Source organism: Bordetella genomosp. 9 (assembly GCF_002119725.1).
Classification (GTDB): domain Bacteria; phylum Pseudomonadota; class Gammaproteobacteria; order Burkholderiales; family Burkholderiaceae_B; genus Bordetella_C.
The window spans coordinates 3,960,307-3,976,392 of record NZ_CP021109.1 but is presented as its reverse complement, the minus strand read 5'-3'; the positions used below and the strand labels follow the sequence as shown (position 1 = coordinate 3,976,392).

The 16,086-nt window shown below is 62.1% G+C and carries 11 protein-coding genes; all 11 read left to right on the top strand.

The window, feature by feature from the left end; genetic code table 11:
• Positions 1–29: 29 nt before the first annotated feature.
• The gene (locus CAL13_RS18280) at positions 30–2,045 is read left to right on the top strand and encodes a hypothetical protein (protein WP_086073165.1); all 2,016 of its coding nucleotides are present in this window, start codon (positions 30–32) and stop codon (positions 2,043–2,045) included.
• A 108-nt stretch (positions 2,046–2,153) separates the two neighbouring features.
• Complete coding sequence (locus CAL13_RS18275) at positions 2,154–4,109, top strand: hypothetical protein (protein ID WP_157664899.1); 1,956 nt, start codon at positions 2,154–2,156, stop codon at positions 4,107–4,109.
• A gap of 35 nt (positions 4,110–4,144) precedes the next feature.
• The gene (locus CAL13_RS18270; protein ID WP_086073163.1) at positions 4,145–6,076 is read left to right on the top strand and encodes a hypothetical protein; all 1,932 of its coding nucleotides are present in this window, start codon (positions 4,145–4,147) and stop codon (positions 6,074–6,076) included.
• A 187-nt stretch (positions 6,077–6,263) separates the two neighbouring features.
• A complete protein-coding gene (locus CAL13_RS18265) occupies positions 6,264–9,779 on the top strand; it encodes an autotransporter outer membrane beta-barrel domain-containing protein (protein WP_157664898.1) in 3,516 nt (1,171 codons plus the stop codon).
• Positions 9,780–10,248: 469 nt separating this feature from the next.
• A complete protein-coding gene (locus CAL13_RS18260; protein WP_086073161.1) occupies positions 10,249–11,403 on the top strand; it encodes an ABC transporter substrate-binding protein in 1,155 nt (384 codons plus the stop codon).
• A 96-nt stretch (positions 11,404–11,499) separates the two neighbouring features.
• The gene (locus CAL13_RS18255) at positions 11,500–12,381 is read left to right on the top strand and encodes a branched-chain amino acid ABC transporter permease (protein ID WP_086058637.1); all 882 of its coding nucleotides are present in this window, start codon (positions 11,500–11,502) and stop codon (positions 12,379–12,381) included.
• Between the two features lie 145 nt (positions 12,382–12,526).
• Positions 12,527–13,393, top strand: a complete 867-nt coding sequence (locus tag CAL13_RS18250) for a branched-chain amino acid ABC transporter permease (RefSeq protein ID WP_086073160.1) — start codon at positions 12,527–12,529, stop codon at positions 13,391–13,393.
• Positions 13,386–14,189 carry an ABC transporter ATP-binding protein gene (locus CAL13_RS18245; RefSeq protein ID WP_086058635.1) on the top strand — a complete coding sequence of 268 codons (804 nt, stop codon included), beginning with the start codon at positions 13,386–13,388 and terminating at the stop codon, positions 14,187–14,189. Before CAL13_RS18250 ends, CAL13_RS18245 begins: the two co-directional genes overlap by 8 nt.
• Positions 14,186–14,896, top strand: coding sequence for an ABC transporter ATP-binding protein (locus tag CAL13_RS18240; protein WP_086058634.1), 711 nt, complete (start codon positions 14,186–14,188; stop codon positions 14,894–14,896). The genes CAL13_RS18245 and CAL13_RS18240 overlap by 4 nt, the downstream gene beginning before the upstream one ends.
• A 320-nt stretch (positions 14,897–15,216) precedes the next feature.
• A complete protein-coding gene (gene rplM, locus CAL13_RS18235) occupies positions 15,217–15,645 on the top strand; it encodes a 50S ribosomal protein L13 (protein ID WP_086058633.1) in 429 nt (142 codons plus the stop codon).
• A gap of 9 nt (positions 15,646–15,654) precedes the next feature.
• Complete coding sequence (rpsI, locus tag CAL13_RS18230) at positions 15,655–16,047, top strand: 30S ribosomal protein S9 (protein ID WP_066355857.1); 393 nt, start codon at positions 15,655–15,657, stop codon at positions 16,045–16,047.
• Positions 16,048–16,086 lie beyond the last annotated feature (39 nt).

The window sequence follows — 16,086 nt, the reverse complement described above, 5'->3', positions numbered from 1 at the left end:
ACTCGGCAGCCCCGCATTCGGAGAGAACCATGACGCAACAATCGTCCGCCCCGACCCACGTCCAGAAAAACGAATCCGCACAAGCATTGCCCGCTGGCAGCGCGGAGGAAAAAGACATCGGAAGTATCATTGTCGACTTGACCAATATTATGGACGGACAAAGCGCCGACGGCGTGCATCCTGATGTCATTCAAGTCAAGGCGACTATTGCGTGGTCTTCAGGTTATGTCGACTCCGGCATTCCGGTTCCTGGCGCCGCACTTACGCTAAAGGTTGAGGGTGGCCTCGACAATCCCGCATCCGACGTGAAGCTGTATCAGGACCCGGCATGCACCATTCCAATTGACAACCAGCACTGGTTGACGCTGGACAATTCAGACGCGACCGGCTACGTGTATGCGGTATGCACGGCCCACGCCGACCGCAGCTACGTCGTGAAGGTAGACGATTGCAATGCCGCATGGTATGGGTACGTCAATGGCTCGCGCAGTACCGACGGAGCACCGCTGAATTTCAAGCAATCCAACGTCGTTCCCACCGGTCAATTGATCCTGCAGGCGACAAACCAGGTCCCCAATCAACCGCTCATGACGTGCACGGTTGGAAGCAAGACCACCGGCATCGGCATACTCGTCAAGTTGTCCAACAGTCCGTATGCCGCGCGCGGGCCTTTCCAGGGCAGTCTCAAACCGAAAGGAGGATCCGGCAACGCCGGCGCCGTCCAGTTTGATACCCCCTATACGGACGGTGCGGGTCACATCATGGCAAGGGTCTTTCCCACGCAGCAGGGCGACCTTACCCTTACGCTCACCGATACGAGCACCAACAATACCGGTACGCTCGACTTCAAAGCAATCGTCCTGAAAGATCCCGTCCAGATCAGCGCGAATCCGAATCCGATCACCGGCCCTGTCGACAAGGTGGTCTTCACCGCGTCATTCACGGACATCAATAGCACGCCAAACCCCCCGGGCGTGCTGCTCCAATGGTCCGGAGCGGACTCATTCACGACGGGGAAACTCCCCTCCCCGCAGATTACTCAGACGACAAACGATCCCTCGAGCCGCCAGGTCCAGACCGGCCCCATCACCGAGGATGACTTTATCAACTATCCCAATGGCGGCCTTAACGCAAAATTGTCCCTATACGGAACGACGGATGCCCTGACGTTTACGCAGCCAGACTGGTTCGACTCGAGCATCACAGGGCTGGTCGCGCCGTACATCACTATCGGAGATACCGAAAACGGCATCACCTACATAAACGATAGTGATTACGCGGACATAGACACAGGCTACGTCACCTTGTATATCCCGTCGGCTGCGGACCCATTGAGCACTGGGCAGTCCGTCATCACCCTGTACATGCATACGGCCGGGGGTACGGAACTGGATCCCGACAATGACCTTTATCTGGCCTCCAAGAACTGGAGTGTGCAGTATCTGGGGCACGATCTACCGGTCAAGATTGCGCTCAGTACCGGCATATTCGACGTCAATCAAACGGTAGTCATTTACTACGTGATGAAGAACGGGCCGGTCAAAAACATATCGCAGCCGCTCGCAATCGTCGTGGACCGGCAGGACCTGAGTGGCAACACGCCCAGCCCATTGCTGCAACCGCCGTCCGGAATTCCGCACAACTATTACTACAAGGATTCCTACGACGCTCACAAGTCATGGGGAGTGAAGATAAGGTTCAACGCCAGTACGCCGCCACACGCCGGCGATTCGATCCTTGTCCGGCTGGACACGTACGGAATGACGATCGACAATCAGAACGGGCAGTACAGCCCGGCGCCCATCCTGTATACCGTGCAGCCGGACGACGTGAAGCAAAGCCCCGTGGAAATCGACTTGCCCGGGTTCACCTATGACCAGTTGGCCAACATCGACTACAGCTGGGGAAACCTGTACTACGAGTACACGAACAAGGCGACCAACCAGACCTACACATCGCCCCAGCGCCACGTCACCGTGGATACCGTTTTGCCGCATACCGACTCCCGCTTCTGGCGAGTCCGGTTCCCAAGCTCCAAGTTCTGACGGCGCGATAGAAGGCGGCGATCGGGATTCGGCGCCGCGCCGCTTTCATGGGAAAGGCCGCCATTTCGCGATGGCGGCCTGTTGATGATCAGGCACAGAGATACAGGCATGGATCCCAACTGGACAGCAGCATTGGCGGTATGGCGCGAACACTCCCCCTCTGCGGGGAATGAGCCTAGCGTCATCGCCGCCATCGAAGCTCGTCGCGACAATGCCGTCGCCGATGGCCGCCACGCGAACTTGCTGACGGTGTCTACCCTGTATGCGCTTGGTACTGCGCCGGCGCCGTATGTCGATGTCAAGATCGACGTGCTGGACCAAAACAACGAGCGGGCATCGGACGTCGGGATTTTTTACGACGCATGGTTCAGCAAGCCTGTTTCTAACCTGCGAATCCAAACCGACTCGAACGGTTCAGCCACGCTCTTCCTCAACTGCAACGCGCAAGGTGCGCGGCGCTATCGTTTTACGGCGACGCCGGTATGGCCCAGCGCCGAAACGATATCTCAGCTCATTCATTTCTCGCGTCCAGTGACTTTCGTGCTGCCGCGAGGGACGCTATCGTTGAATCCGACGAACGGGAACCGCAATATCGCTTGCATGGACAGTCTGACGACACCGTTGCAAGTCCGAGTGGCCCTGCAGGACATCCCGGTCGTGGGGGATGCTTTTGTCGGCAGTTTGATCGACGTGTACGAAAGTCCTGCAGGGGAGGTTCTCTTCGACATTCCCATCTCGGACGAGAAGGGAGAGCTGGTCGTCAAGATCTTCCCTTACGACTATGGACGGTGCACATTGGTGCTGAAGGACCTGGTAACCGGCAATGAGGGAAGGTTGCCCCTGGTTGCGACCGTCTTCAAATCCATCGTCATCACCTCGGATCCAGAGATCGTCACGGCCCCCTGTCCCGATGGTGTCAAGCTCTCCGTATCCATGACTCTTTGGGGGGAGGAAACCCAACAGCCGGACAGCATCACGCTGCAATGGCGTGGGGCCGACCCGGCTTCCCAGAAATACTTCGCGGGCTCTGAACCCATCGTCACCAGTCATTATGACCCGACCACATTCCAGTACACGACGACGCCTGTCACCAAGACGGATCTGCAGACCTACGAGCTGGGAAATATTTTCGTCGCCTTGGACGTCTATGGGATCATAGGAACCGGCATCCCATTCACGATATACCACCGTGTCCCCTTCTTACCCGCGATCAAGGGACTCGAGCCGCCCGTGGCGGACTTTACAGCTCACATTACGGATGCCGCGCTGGCGGGATGCGCCGAACTCCCCGGCGTTCCATTCGATATCCCCATCGTCGACGATCCCTTGCTCGACGACACGGCCTTGATCCTGTTATACGGACGAACGTCGCCGGGACCGCTCGATCATGAAACCGACCAGCCAATCGCTGCCAAGCTGATCGAAAGGCATTTGGTTGGGAAGACGGTGATGATGTTCGCGCCATTGATCAATCCCATTTTCCAGAAGAACGGCAGTGTCGACCTTTACTACGTCATAGATAGCGGCAATCAAGCGTACTCGCAGCCGCTGCGCCTGGACGTGGACCGGGACAGTTTGAAAACCACTCCACTGCAGGTCAGCGATTATCTGACGCTGCCGACCGCGATACCGGGGCGCTATTTCCTAGAGGATTACACGAATAGCCGGGTCCTCGCCGTGCGCGTCGATTTTCTTGGCCGGATCAAGCCCGAGAAGGGAGACGCCATCACGGTTCGGCTCGATCTGACCGGTGAAACCGAAGCGAACCTCAACGTGTACGTCCCGCTCGCGCTCGCGAGGTACACCATCACCGAACAGGATCTGGCATATGGCAACCAGAACGTTGTAATCGTGTTCGACCGGCGTGAAGGCGATCGGGCGGGTTTCCTCCCGCAGGCACTGGCAAACATAGACTGGTCCGAAGGCAAGCTTTATTACGTCTACGAACCCGTGGCCGGTTCTCCGATACAGTCGCGCGCGAGGAATATAGAGGTGGATACGGTATCGCCTCACACCGGAATCAGCATGGCGAAGCAGCGCCGACGAGGACGAGGCCGGGCGTGACAGGACGGTTTCCACAGCGGATCACGGATATTGCCGTGTCCGCGCGGTCCAGCCAGGCCGGCACCCGGTCGGCCATGGCGGTCGTCCACCTGCGCGCCTTCAGGAATAACGCCGCCGCTGGCGGACAAGACGTCAACGTCATCGAGGTCGATGTACGCTTCGGCGACGTTTATCCCGCGTCCAATATGCCGGTGACGCTGCTGCTGCAAGACAATAGCGGCTTGCCCGCCACCGACATCGTGCTCTACGCCGACCCGGCCCGCACGCAATTGGTGCAGGATGGAGCGGTAACGACCGATCAAAACGGAAAGGTCTATCTATACGTCGTCTGCAATGCGCCGACCGCCAGTGATTACATGGCAACGGCAACCGCGCTCTGTTATGCACAGCAGCCTTCGCCGTTCGTCCCATTGCACTTCACGGCGCCGGCCGCTCCGGTGGTCGAAAACAAGACCCTCGAAGCGCAGCCGCTCAATGCGTTGGCTGGTCAGCCGACGACGATTTGCTCAATGGGATCACTGGCGACACCCCTGGAACTCAGGCTGACCCTCGGCGGTAAACCTTACTCGAGCGGACCATTTTCTGCCGCGCTGACAGGTGATGGAAACAACGAATCCGCCGGCTCGGCCCGCCTTGACGTTCCCTACACCAGTACCGATGGTGAAATTCGAGTTAATGCTCTGCCTTCACGGCAAGGCGCCCTGGTACTGACATTGACAGACACCCGCACCGGAAATCATGCAAAGGTGCCCTTGAAAGCGGTCGTCTTGCGCGGTGGCAGTGTCGGGATAGCGCCGAGCCCTCGTTCCGTAACGTCGCCGATCGACGGGGTAACGTTCACCGCAACGATGGAGGACATCGACGGCAATGCAAATCCCGCCGGGATACTGCTGGGTTGGCAAGGCCTGGACGACTACTCGCGGCGGTTGTGCCCCTCGCGCCCTCCCGCGCCGACCACCAGCGATCAGGCCAGCCGCCAGATGAGAACGAAAGAGGTCACGGCAGACGATCTACTGGTATATCCCAACGGCCAAATCGCGGTGCGGTTGGAGATCTATGGAACCGATCAGCCGATCGGGGTCGATTGCATTGTTCCCTTTCACCCGGCCATTCGAGGCCTGGCCGCGCCACTGTGCGATGTCGGGGTCCCAACCAGCGGAGGCGTGCTGATAAACGACGGTGTCTACATAAATTTGGACGGTCCGGACATTCCTTTCAGCATTCCGACCGCAGCCGACCCGCTGACCGACGGCCGGTCACTGGTGGCGCTCTACGCCCATGTAAACGGCGGAACGCCGTTCGATCCCGCTGCCGATATTCCACTCGCGTGCAATCTATGGCGCGAACCCGCTCTGGACCACGACCTGGATATGGCGGTCCCCCTGAGTTCCGGCATCTTCGACAAGAACCAGGCCATCGATATCTACTACACGATGAAGAACCGGTCCAATACGGCGGTGTCCCAGCCATTGCGCGTCATCGTGAATCGCGACGCCCTGGACGACTTCCCGCCGCAGCGGCAGCTGCCGGAACCGATGCCGGAGCCCCGCAACTATCTTGTCGGCGATCACAGGCAGGGACTGACGCTGAAGGTAAAGGTGACGTTCCGGAACCAATACCCGCCCAAAGCGGGCGACTGGATACAGGTGTACCTGACGCTGTCGGGCAGGACCGAAGGCAACCTGAATGACTATCGCAGTTTCCAGCTCCCTCCCTACGTCATCCAGCCCACCGACATACCGGAACACGGACCTATCACGATCGAATTCGGCGAACCCGATGGACCGCCAGGATTTCCCGCATCGGACTTCGATAGCATCGACCTCAGCGACTGCCGGCTTTATTTCACGCACTGGAACGGGAAAACACTGGCCGTGTCGCCTTACCGGGCGATGATCATCGATACCGTCACGCCCTACAGCGAAGGCGCATTCCTGCAAAAGCTGCTTCCGGGTCCGGGGCGATAAGGCCCATGGACGGTCCGCCTGAGATAAGGGCAAAAAGCAAAACGAAAATCCTGTTTCAGAAAACTGGCCGGCGTGGCGCATTGCTAAGCTCCGCGCACATCGAATACCGGATGCCAACGCGTGGGGCCGAACCGGTAGCAACGCATCAGATTTTTCCAATGGAAGCGTAGCCAACCTCCCGATAGTCTTGCCTGCTTCCAGCTTTGCCCAGGGAGTTATGGGGATGAACACGCGAAGATTTCGACTAGGCACGCTCGCACGGTACCTGGGCTGCACTCTGACCTGCACTTTGGGGATGTGCCAGGCCCATGCCTATGGGGACCGCGCATTGGTTTGCACGGGAGGGCAGGATCTGCGCACCGAGACCAAGCTCCGGCCGGGGAGCGCGAATCTGACGCCGAACGGCCCGGTGACCGTCAACAATCCGCAAAACTGCGATGTTTACAACGTGACCCAGCTGGGTGGAAGTGTGAACATCTCGAGCACCGGCACCCTGGGCAACGTCATCCTGGGCAACAACAATGCCTTGACAATCAGCGGCACGGTGTGGGGCTTCGCCGAAGCCGGCGCCAGCTACGCGTCCTTGCCGTCGAACACGCTGGCGACACGTGGCGAGCAAGGCATCGTCAAGGTCCTGCCTGGCGGCAAGCTGTCCGTCGCGCTGATCGGCCCAGGGTCCACATTGGCGGTATCCGGAGACCCCGCCAATCGCGGCAGCACGGTGGTAGGCCGGATCGTCACGGCCGGGCATACCACGATCCACCATGCAACCGTGGACGCCAACTTCAATATCGATCAAGGCACCGGCCGGGGCACCGCGCCCGTCATTTCCCTGAACGGCGGGGAAGTCACGATCTCCGACTCGACGATCAATGGCGCCGGGAATCCCCAGCCCGCGATCAATTTTGGCGCCGATCCGCTATCCCCCGCGCCATCGGGGCCGCTGGCCCTGGCAATCGGCGATAGCACGATAGAAAATACTTTTGCCGGTATTACCGCCCAACAGCAAAACTACGGTTCGATCCCAGGATGGACACCCGGGGATTACGTCATCAGGCTGTCGAATACCTCGGTCAATGCGGATGCCGCGGCGAACGGCTGGGGGCTGTTCGCAGGGCAGGCAGGCCCGCTCAACACGAAGAGCGTTGGGGTCGTCGTCGCGGGTGGCGTGCTGAGCGGCGGCACGGGCCTGTATGCGCAAGGTTACGGTTCCAACGTCACGGTAACCACAATGGGTACGCGTATCGAAGGCGGCATCGGCGCCGCCGCGCCGCCGTCCAATCCCAAACCCTTTTACGGCGCGGGCGCTTATATAACGGGCCCAGCGCAGATTTCCTTCCTGCAGGGCAGTTCGGTGGTGGGCAACGTCGACGGACTTCGAATAGGTTCGCCGATCAACCCCCAGGCGGATCAAGGACCGAATATCCTGATGGCGGACTCTCACGTCGAAGGAAAGCAAGGCGCGGCGATACACGCCACGAGCGACGGCCCCGGCACGGCTCCCCGGTCCACGATCCTGCTATCGAATGCGACACTGGCGGCGCCCAATGGCCCCCTGGTGCTGGTCGATAATGGTGCAGGCGCCATGGTGCAGAGCGACAATACGGCGCTTTCGGGGGATGCCCGCGCGGTTGGCAACGGCAGTTCGCTCGTTTTTTCCCAAACCGGCGGATCGCGGATGCAAGGGACCGTCAGTGCCACGGACGGCGCGACGACGGACCTTACCCTGGATCATGCCACGTTATCCGGCATGGCCACGGCCGACGGAGCCGGGTCCGCCACCACCGTCGGGTTGGGCAGTGCGAGCACCTTGAACGGCGCGGCCACGGCCACCAACGGCGCCACCATCGGCGTGCAGGGCGACCACCCGGACGCCGTTTTGAATGGCGGGATATCGGCGGACGGCGCGACCGCGCTGCTCCAGTTGTCCAATGGAGCGCGCGTCACGGACGGCCTTGGCCTTGACAACGGCGCGAGCGGCACCGTCCGGATTTCAGGCGACGGCTCTTCGCTGGGCGGCGCAGGCACGTCGGCCGCCATTTCGGTATTGGGCGGCAGCAGGGCGAATGTGGCGGTTGCCGACGGGGCGCAATTGCGTGGCGCCAACGGTGTGCTCATCAATGCCGCCGATGGCAGCCAGGCCGATGTGCAGGTGTCCAACACGGTCCTGACCGGCGCCATGCAGCGCGACGCGGACAGCATCCTCAATGTGGAGCTGTCCAATGGCGCCGTGTTGACCGGGGATATGAATCCCAATACGCTGGCGATCCGCGATGGCGCCACCTGGAATCTCGGCGCGGGCCGGGCGCCGGAAGTTGGCGCGCTCAGCCTGAGCGCCGGCCGCGTCAACTTCAACTCGGGCGCGGGCCCGTTCAAAACGTTGACCGCCGCGTCCTTGCAGGGAAGCGGCTTCTTCGGCATGGGTGTGGACTTCGCCCCGGGCAAGGGCAACGACAAGCTGGTCGTCAGCGGACAGGCTTCCGGCTCCCATGTGCTGGATCCCTATGGCGAGGACCAGAGCGTCAAGAATCCGCGCAACAATATCCCCGTGGTGCAGACTGGCGGCGGCCCGGGCGCTTTCCAGCTGCAAGGCGGCAAGGTGGATGCCGGGGTCTACACCTACACGCTGCAGCATACCGGCAACCAATGGTTGCTCGTGCGAGACGACGGCGACGACAACAATCCGGACAACAATCCCAACAACAACCCGGATAACAACCCGGATAACAACCCGGATAACAATCCCAACAACAATCCCGATAATGAGCCGCCCACGCCGGCGCCCCAGGTGCTCTCGCCCGCCGCCAAAACGGCCCTCAGCACGGCCGCGGCCTTGCCCTTCGTCTGGCACGCGGAAATGAGCACGCTACGGCAGCGCCAGGGCGACCTGCGCGGCAACAAGGCCGGCGACGGACGCTGGGTGCGTCCGTTCTCCTCGTCAAGCCGCATCGACGAACTGGCGGCGCCGGGCTTCGGCCTGGACCAGTACGGCGTCCTGATTGGCGCCGACAAGCGGCTGGTCCTGCAATCGGGGGACCTGTACGTCGGCGGCTTCGGCTCGTACAGTTATTCCCAGGCTGACGTCGAAGGTGGTTCGAAGGGCCGGATCAACAGTTATGGCCTCGGTGCATACGCGACATGGATGGGGCCGGACGGTTGGTATGCCGACGGCGTCATCAAGGCAAACAACTTTCAGAACCAGTTGAGGGTGATCGGCAGCAGCGGCCGCACGGCGTCTGGCCACTACAGCGCGCCCGGTATCGGCGCATCGCTGGAAGTCGGCAAGAACATTCCCCTCCCCAGGCAAAGCTTCTTGGAACCGTACGTGAAGGTCTCGGCTTTCGCGGCGAAAAGTTCCAGCGAGGACCTGGACAACAACTTCGACATCGAAAACGGGCCGACGCGTTCTGTGCAGGCGCAGTTGGGGACGCTGCTGGGCAAACGCTTCGACCTCGGCAACACGCGTTACGTCGAGCCCTACATCAAGGCCGCGGTTATCCACGAATTCATCGACAAGAACGAAACGACGCTGAACGGTATAACGTTCAACAATGACCTGTCGGGCTCCCGCATGGTGCTCGGCACCGGCATGGCGGCGCAAATCAGGCACAACCTGCAGGTGCATATGGACGTCGACTACACGAAGGGCGGGCCCGTGGACCACAATGTCGCCCTGAATCTGGGCGTGCGCTACGTCTGGTAAGCCGGATCATTGACGCGGGGGCGCGGCGCCCCCGGAGCGGGACAGGTGGCGCCAGTGGCGCCGATGGGTGCGGTGCTACCCCGGACCCGCTGGCAGGATCGCACCGGCGTGCTCGGAGCCAGCCGCCGGGCCGGATTCCCCGCAACCTCGGATTTCTCGCAAGCTCTTGACCGTCGGCCATATTTGCGCGGACACGGCGCGGTATCGCCCGGACGCTGCCGCGCTGGGCCCGCCCGGACATGGGGCGATGATGCGTTTGTCCTGGCCCGAATGCCTTATTCGGTCCCTTTCCCGAGCTTCCGTCACAGGAAAAGGGCGTCTTTTCCGGGCTTACAAGGGTTTCAACACGCAACAATTCGAGTAATAATGGCGGACTTCCCCGCCCTGGCGTCCGCCGGCCGCGTGGTTCCACAGCAAGCGGGGCGCAGATCCTCGCTGATTACATAACGCCGTGAGAGAGGGTTTTCCCATGAAGATCGTATCCAATAAGGTGCTGGCCGCCCTGGTGGCCGGCGCGGTACTGCCCGCCGCGCACGCGGCCGACATCAAGCTGGGCGTGGCGGAAGCCCTGTCCGGCGGCGCCGCCCAATATGGCATTTCGATCCGCAACGGCTTTCAGTTGGCGGCTGAGGAGATCAACGCCGCGGGTGGAATCAACGGCAACAAGATCAGCCTGGTCATCGAAGACGAGCAGGGCAAGAAAGAAGAAGCCATCAACGTCTTCAAGAAGCTGATTTTCCAGGACAAGGTCCTGATGGTGTTCGGCCCCACGCTGTCGAACTCGGCGCAGGCCGCCGACCCCATTGCACAGGCCGCCAAGACGGTGGCATTCGGCACCTCCAATACCGCGGATGGCATCACGTCGATCGGCAACTACATCTTCCGCAACTCCGTGACGGAAGCCGACGTGCTGCCCGCCACGCTCACCACCGTGAAGAACAAGGTCGGCCTGAAGAACGTCGCCGTGCTGTACGGCAATGACGACGTCTTTACCAAGAGCGGCTACGACAACTTCAAGAAGGCCCTGGAAGACCTGAAGATTCCGGTCACCACCACGGAAACCTTCGCCAAGGGCGACGTCGATTTCAAGGCGCAGCTGACCAAAATCAAGGGCACCAACCCCGATGCCATCGTGCTGTCGGCGCTGCTGGCCGAAGGCGGCCCCATCATGGTGCAGGCGCGCCAGCTGGGCCTGAACGTCCCGATCATCGGCGGCAACGGCATGAATTCGGTGAAGATCTTCGAACTGGCGCCGGGTTCCGCCTCGAACAACTTGTGGATCGGCAGCCCCTGGTCCATCGAGAACAAGACGCCGGAAAACACCAAGTTCATCGACGCCTACAAGGCCAAGTACAACGTGGCGCCGGACCAGTTCTCGGCGCAGGCGTATGACGCCATGTACATCGTCGCCCAGGCCCTGAAGAAGGTGCAGCTGAAGGGGGATCTGGCTGCCGACCGCGCCGCCGTGCGCGACGCCCTGCCCGACGTGCAATGGACCGGCGCGACCGGTGCGTTCAAGTTCCGCCAGGCCAAGGACCGCGCCGGCAAGCCCGCCGGCTATGACGCCGAACAGGCCCCGATTGTCAGCAAGACCGAAAACGGCAAGTACGTCATAGAGAAGTAAATCAGTGCGGCAGTGCGGCCCCCGGGCCGCCTCCGACGCCTTGCGGGCGGCGCCTGGCCGCGGCCCGCAAGGCGTTTTCGATTCGGAAGCCCCCGTATGCTGGAACAACAATTCGTCAATGCCCTGTCGCTGGGCTGCGTGTATGCCCTCTTTGCCCTGGGCTTCACACTGGTCTTCGGCGTACTGGGCATCATCAATCTGGCGCACGGCGCCGTCTTCATGGTGGGCGCCTACGCGGCGCTGTCCATCATTACCCGGCTGGGCGTTCCGCTATGGGTCGCGTTGATCCTGGCCTTCATCGTGGCGGGCGTCCTCGGGGCGCTGATCGACCGGCTCGTACTCAAGCCGCTGCGTCGACGCAATGCGCCGCACCTGATTCCCATGATCGCGACCATCGGCGTGGGGATCATCCTGAACAACGGCATCCAGGGCATCTACGGCGCGAGCAACCTGCGGTTTCCGGCAGGCGTCGTTCCGGAAGGCACGATGGTCGTGGCGGGCATCCATGTCACCGCCATCGAGCTTGCCATCATCTTCCTGTCCTTCGCGTTGATGGCGGTGCTGATGCTGGTGATGCGCCGCACCCAGTTCGGCCGCGCCCTGCGCGCCATCGCGGAATCGCCGAAGGCGGCATGGCTGCTGGGGATCAATGTCGAGCAATTGTTCCTGCTGACTTCCTTCCTGGCCGGCGGGCTGGGAGGTGTCGCGGGCCTGCTGATCGGGCTCTATTCCAACGCGCTCTATCCGCTGATGGGCCAGCCGATGCTGCACAAGGGCATCGCGGTGATCATCCTGGGCGGCATGGGCGACATCCGCGGCGCGATGCTGGGCGGCCTGTTCCTGGGCTTCGCCGAAGTGCTGTCCGTCGCGTACATCGGATCCACCATGCGCGACGCCGTCGCGTTCGGCTTGCTGTTCCTGATCCTGCTGGTGCGTCCGCAAGGCCTGTTCGGGAAGGTGGTGCAGCGCAAGGCGTGAGAGGGGAGGGCCCACCCCCGAAGCGCTGGCGCGCTTCCCCCTCAAGGGGGCGACGCTGCGGACCGGCGGAGCCGGATCCGCGCGTCCCGAGGTGGGTGGATGGTGGGGATATTTATGCGATGGCGCGGTGTGATGGATAACGGACATGAATGGATTTGAGAGTTTCTGGGCCATCTACGGCAATCTGGTTTTGTCGTTGGGGACCAATGCGCTGCTGGCGTTGTCGATCTGGTTGACGCTCGCTTGCGGGATGCTTGCGATGGCCAATGCGGCGTTCATGGGGATCGGGGCGTATACGGCGGCGCTGCTGACCATGAACTACGATGCGCCGTTTTCCGTGGCCCTGGCGGGCGGGATGGCGGCGCCTGCGATTGTGGCGGCGATCATCGGTCTGCCGACGATACGGCTGTCCGGGGTGTACCTGGCCATGGCTACGCTGGGCTTCGGCGAGGTGGTCCGCGTGGCGGTGCTGAACACCGAATCGCTCACAGGCGGCGCGCTGGGCTTGAACGGCATTCCGCAATTGACCCAGTGGTGGCACGTATTGCTGTCGGTCGTCATCGTGCTGTTGGTGCTTTGGCGGGTGCGGGTGTCCAAGATGGGGCGCGCCTTCGACGCCATACGGGGCGACGAGACCGCGGCTGGTCTCATGGGCATCAACGTGCGCGCCAACAAGATGCTGGCCTTTATCCTGGGCGCCGTCATTGCGGGGCTGGCCGGCGCGCTGAACGCGCATCTGACGTTTTTCATCGGGCCGGGCGAATACGGTTTCGATCGCGGTGTGGAGATTCTCACCATGACGATATTGGGCGGCATCGGCGGCCTGCCCGGCCCCTTGCTGGGCAGCGCCATCATTACGTTGCTGCCGGAAGTGCTGCGCGGCTTCAGCGACTTCCGCCTGGTCGTCAACGGCCTGATCCTGGTTCTGATCGTGCTGTTCCTGCCGCAGGGCATTTGGGATCCGGTCCGGTTCGCCCGCTGGATGCGCAAGGGAGGAAAGCGCCATGCTTGAGCTCGCGTCCATCTCCATGCGTTTCGGCGGCCTGCACGTGCTGCAGGACGTGAATCTGCAGGTGCCGCAAGGCAGTATCTTCGGCCTGATCGGACCCAACGGCGCCGGTAAGACCACCGTATTCAACATCATCACGGGGCTTCTGCGGCCCAGCGGCGGTCAGGTGCGATTCGACGGCCGCAGTTTGATCGGGGCCGCGCCGCACCAGATCACGCGCGCGGGCATCGCGCGCACCTTCCAGAACATCCGGTTGTTCAAGGAGATGACCCTGCTCCAGAACGTCGTGGTGGGGGCCTATCGGCATATGGACTATGGCGTGCCCGGCATGCTGTTCAGCCTGCCCGGGTTCCGGCGCCATGAGACGCGCGCCCGGGAGCGCGCGCTGGAGCTGCTGTCCTGGATGAAGCTCGACCACAAGGCGTACGACCTGGCGGACAATCTGTCCTATGGCGAACAGCGCCGCCTGGAACTCGCACGGGCTTTGGCGACGGAGCCTCGTCTGTTGCTGCTGGACGAGCCGGTGGCGGGCATGAATACGGGCGAGCGGGCCGAACTGATGCGCGAAATCGAGGCCATCCGGGGGCGCGGCTATACGATCCTCATGATCGAGCACGATATGCGTTTCGTCATGGGGTTGTGCGAAACCATCGCGGTGCTGAATTTCGGAAAGATCATCGCCAGCGGGCCGCCCGAAGCGATCCGCAGCAATGAACAGGTGATCGAGGCCTACCTGGGCCGGGATGATGAAGAAGACGCGCCGCCGCAACCGGCGGGCGACAGGAGGGCCGTGCAGTGACCGCCATGCTGGAAATCCGCGGGCTGGAAGTGAATTACGGCCATATCGAAGCCGTGCGCGGCGTGGACATGGCGCTGCAGCCCGGCGAAATCACCGCGCTCGTCGGCGCCAATGGGGCGGGGAAGTCGACCACCCTGCTGGCGTTGTCCGGCCTGCTGCCCAAAGCCAAGGGCTCGGTTTTCTTCGAAGGCGAAGACATTACCCGGCTGTCGCCGCATCAAATCGTGGCGCGCGGGATCGTGCAGGTCCCGGAGGGGCGCGCCATCCTGACGACCATGACGGTGCGCGAAAACCTGGAACTGGGCGCCTATCGCCGTGGCCGGGCCGATACGGCGGCGGATCTGGATTACGTTTTCAATCTGTTCCCGCGGCTGAAGGAGCGGCTGGACGGTGTGGCGGGCAACCTGTCTGGCGGCGAGCAGCAGATGCTCGCCATCGGACGCGCCCTGATGGCCAAGCCGCGTCTGCTGCTGCTGGACGAGCCGTCCATGGGGTTGGCGCCCATCGTCGTGCAGGAGATTTTCCGTGCACTGCGCGCGATCAACGCCGACGGTTTGACCCTGTTCCTCGTCGAACAGAACGTCAGGCAGGCGCTGAAGATCGCGCAGCACGGCTATGTGCTGGAAAACGGGGCGCTGGCATTGTCGGGGACAGGTCGGGAGCTGATGGACCATCCCCGCGTGCTCGAAGCCTATCTGGGCGGCTAGCAGCCGCCGGGCGGCGAGCGCCGTCGGCCCCGCACGCGCGCCGTCGGCCGACGGGTGGGGCTGCGCCCGCAGTCCGGTCCGCTCCGGATGATGCGCTCAAACATTGAGCGTTTTCGTGCTAGAATCAAAGACTTTCCCTTATTTCGGCCAGCACGGGCGGGTTACAACGCTTAGGCGGGGCGGGACAACGGGGTGCGCGCCGGGGGGCGCAGGGCGGACGTATGCGCTCGTGACGGTCCCCTCAGGCGGGAAGCGCCCCGGCTCGGGAAAGAAGCCTGGCCGGTGTTCGGCCAGGGCAATCTAATCATCTAGGAACCATCATGAAGACCTTTGTGGCAAAGCCGCATGAAGTCAAGCGTGAGTGGTTTGTGATCGACGCAAAGGGCAAAGTCCTCGGTCGTGTGGCCAGCGAAGTCGCACACCGCCTGCGTGGCAAGCACAAACCCGAATTCACGCCTCACGTCGATACGGGCGATTACATCGTCATCATCAACGCGGCGGAAATCGTCGTTACCGGGAACAAGGCGCAGGACAAGAAGTACTTCCGCCACACCACGTACCCGGGCGGCATCCGCGAGACCAACTTCGAGAAGCTGCAGCAGCGCTTCCCGGGCCGCGCCATCCAGAAGGCGGTCAAGGGCATGCTGCCGAAGGGTCCCCTCGGCTATGCCATGATCAAGAAACTGAAGGTGTACGCCGGTGCCGAGCACCCGCACACTGCCCAGCAGCCCAAGCCGCTGGAAATCTAAGGAATCGCCATGATCGGTAACTGGAATTACGGAACCGGCCGTCGCAAAACGTCGGTGGCCCGCGTGTTCCTCAAGAAAGGCACGGGCAAGATCGTCGTCAACGGCAAGCCCGTCGACGAATTCTTCGCGCGCGAAACCGGCCGCATGGTCGTCCGCCAGCCGCTGGAGCTCACTGGTCACCTGGAGTCGTTCGACGTCAAGGTCAACGTCCATGGCGGCGGCGAGTCTGGCCAGGCCGGCGCGGTGCGCCACGGCATCACGCGTGCCCTCATCGACTACGACGCCACGCTCAAGCCCGCCCTGTCGCAGGCTGGCCTGGTGACCCGCGATGCGCGAGAAGTCGAACGTAAAAAGGTCGGCCTCCGCAAGGCACGTCGGCGCAAGCAGTTCAGCAAGCGCTAATGTCCAACAAAAAGGCCGCGAAAGCGGCCTTTTTGTTTA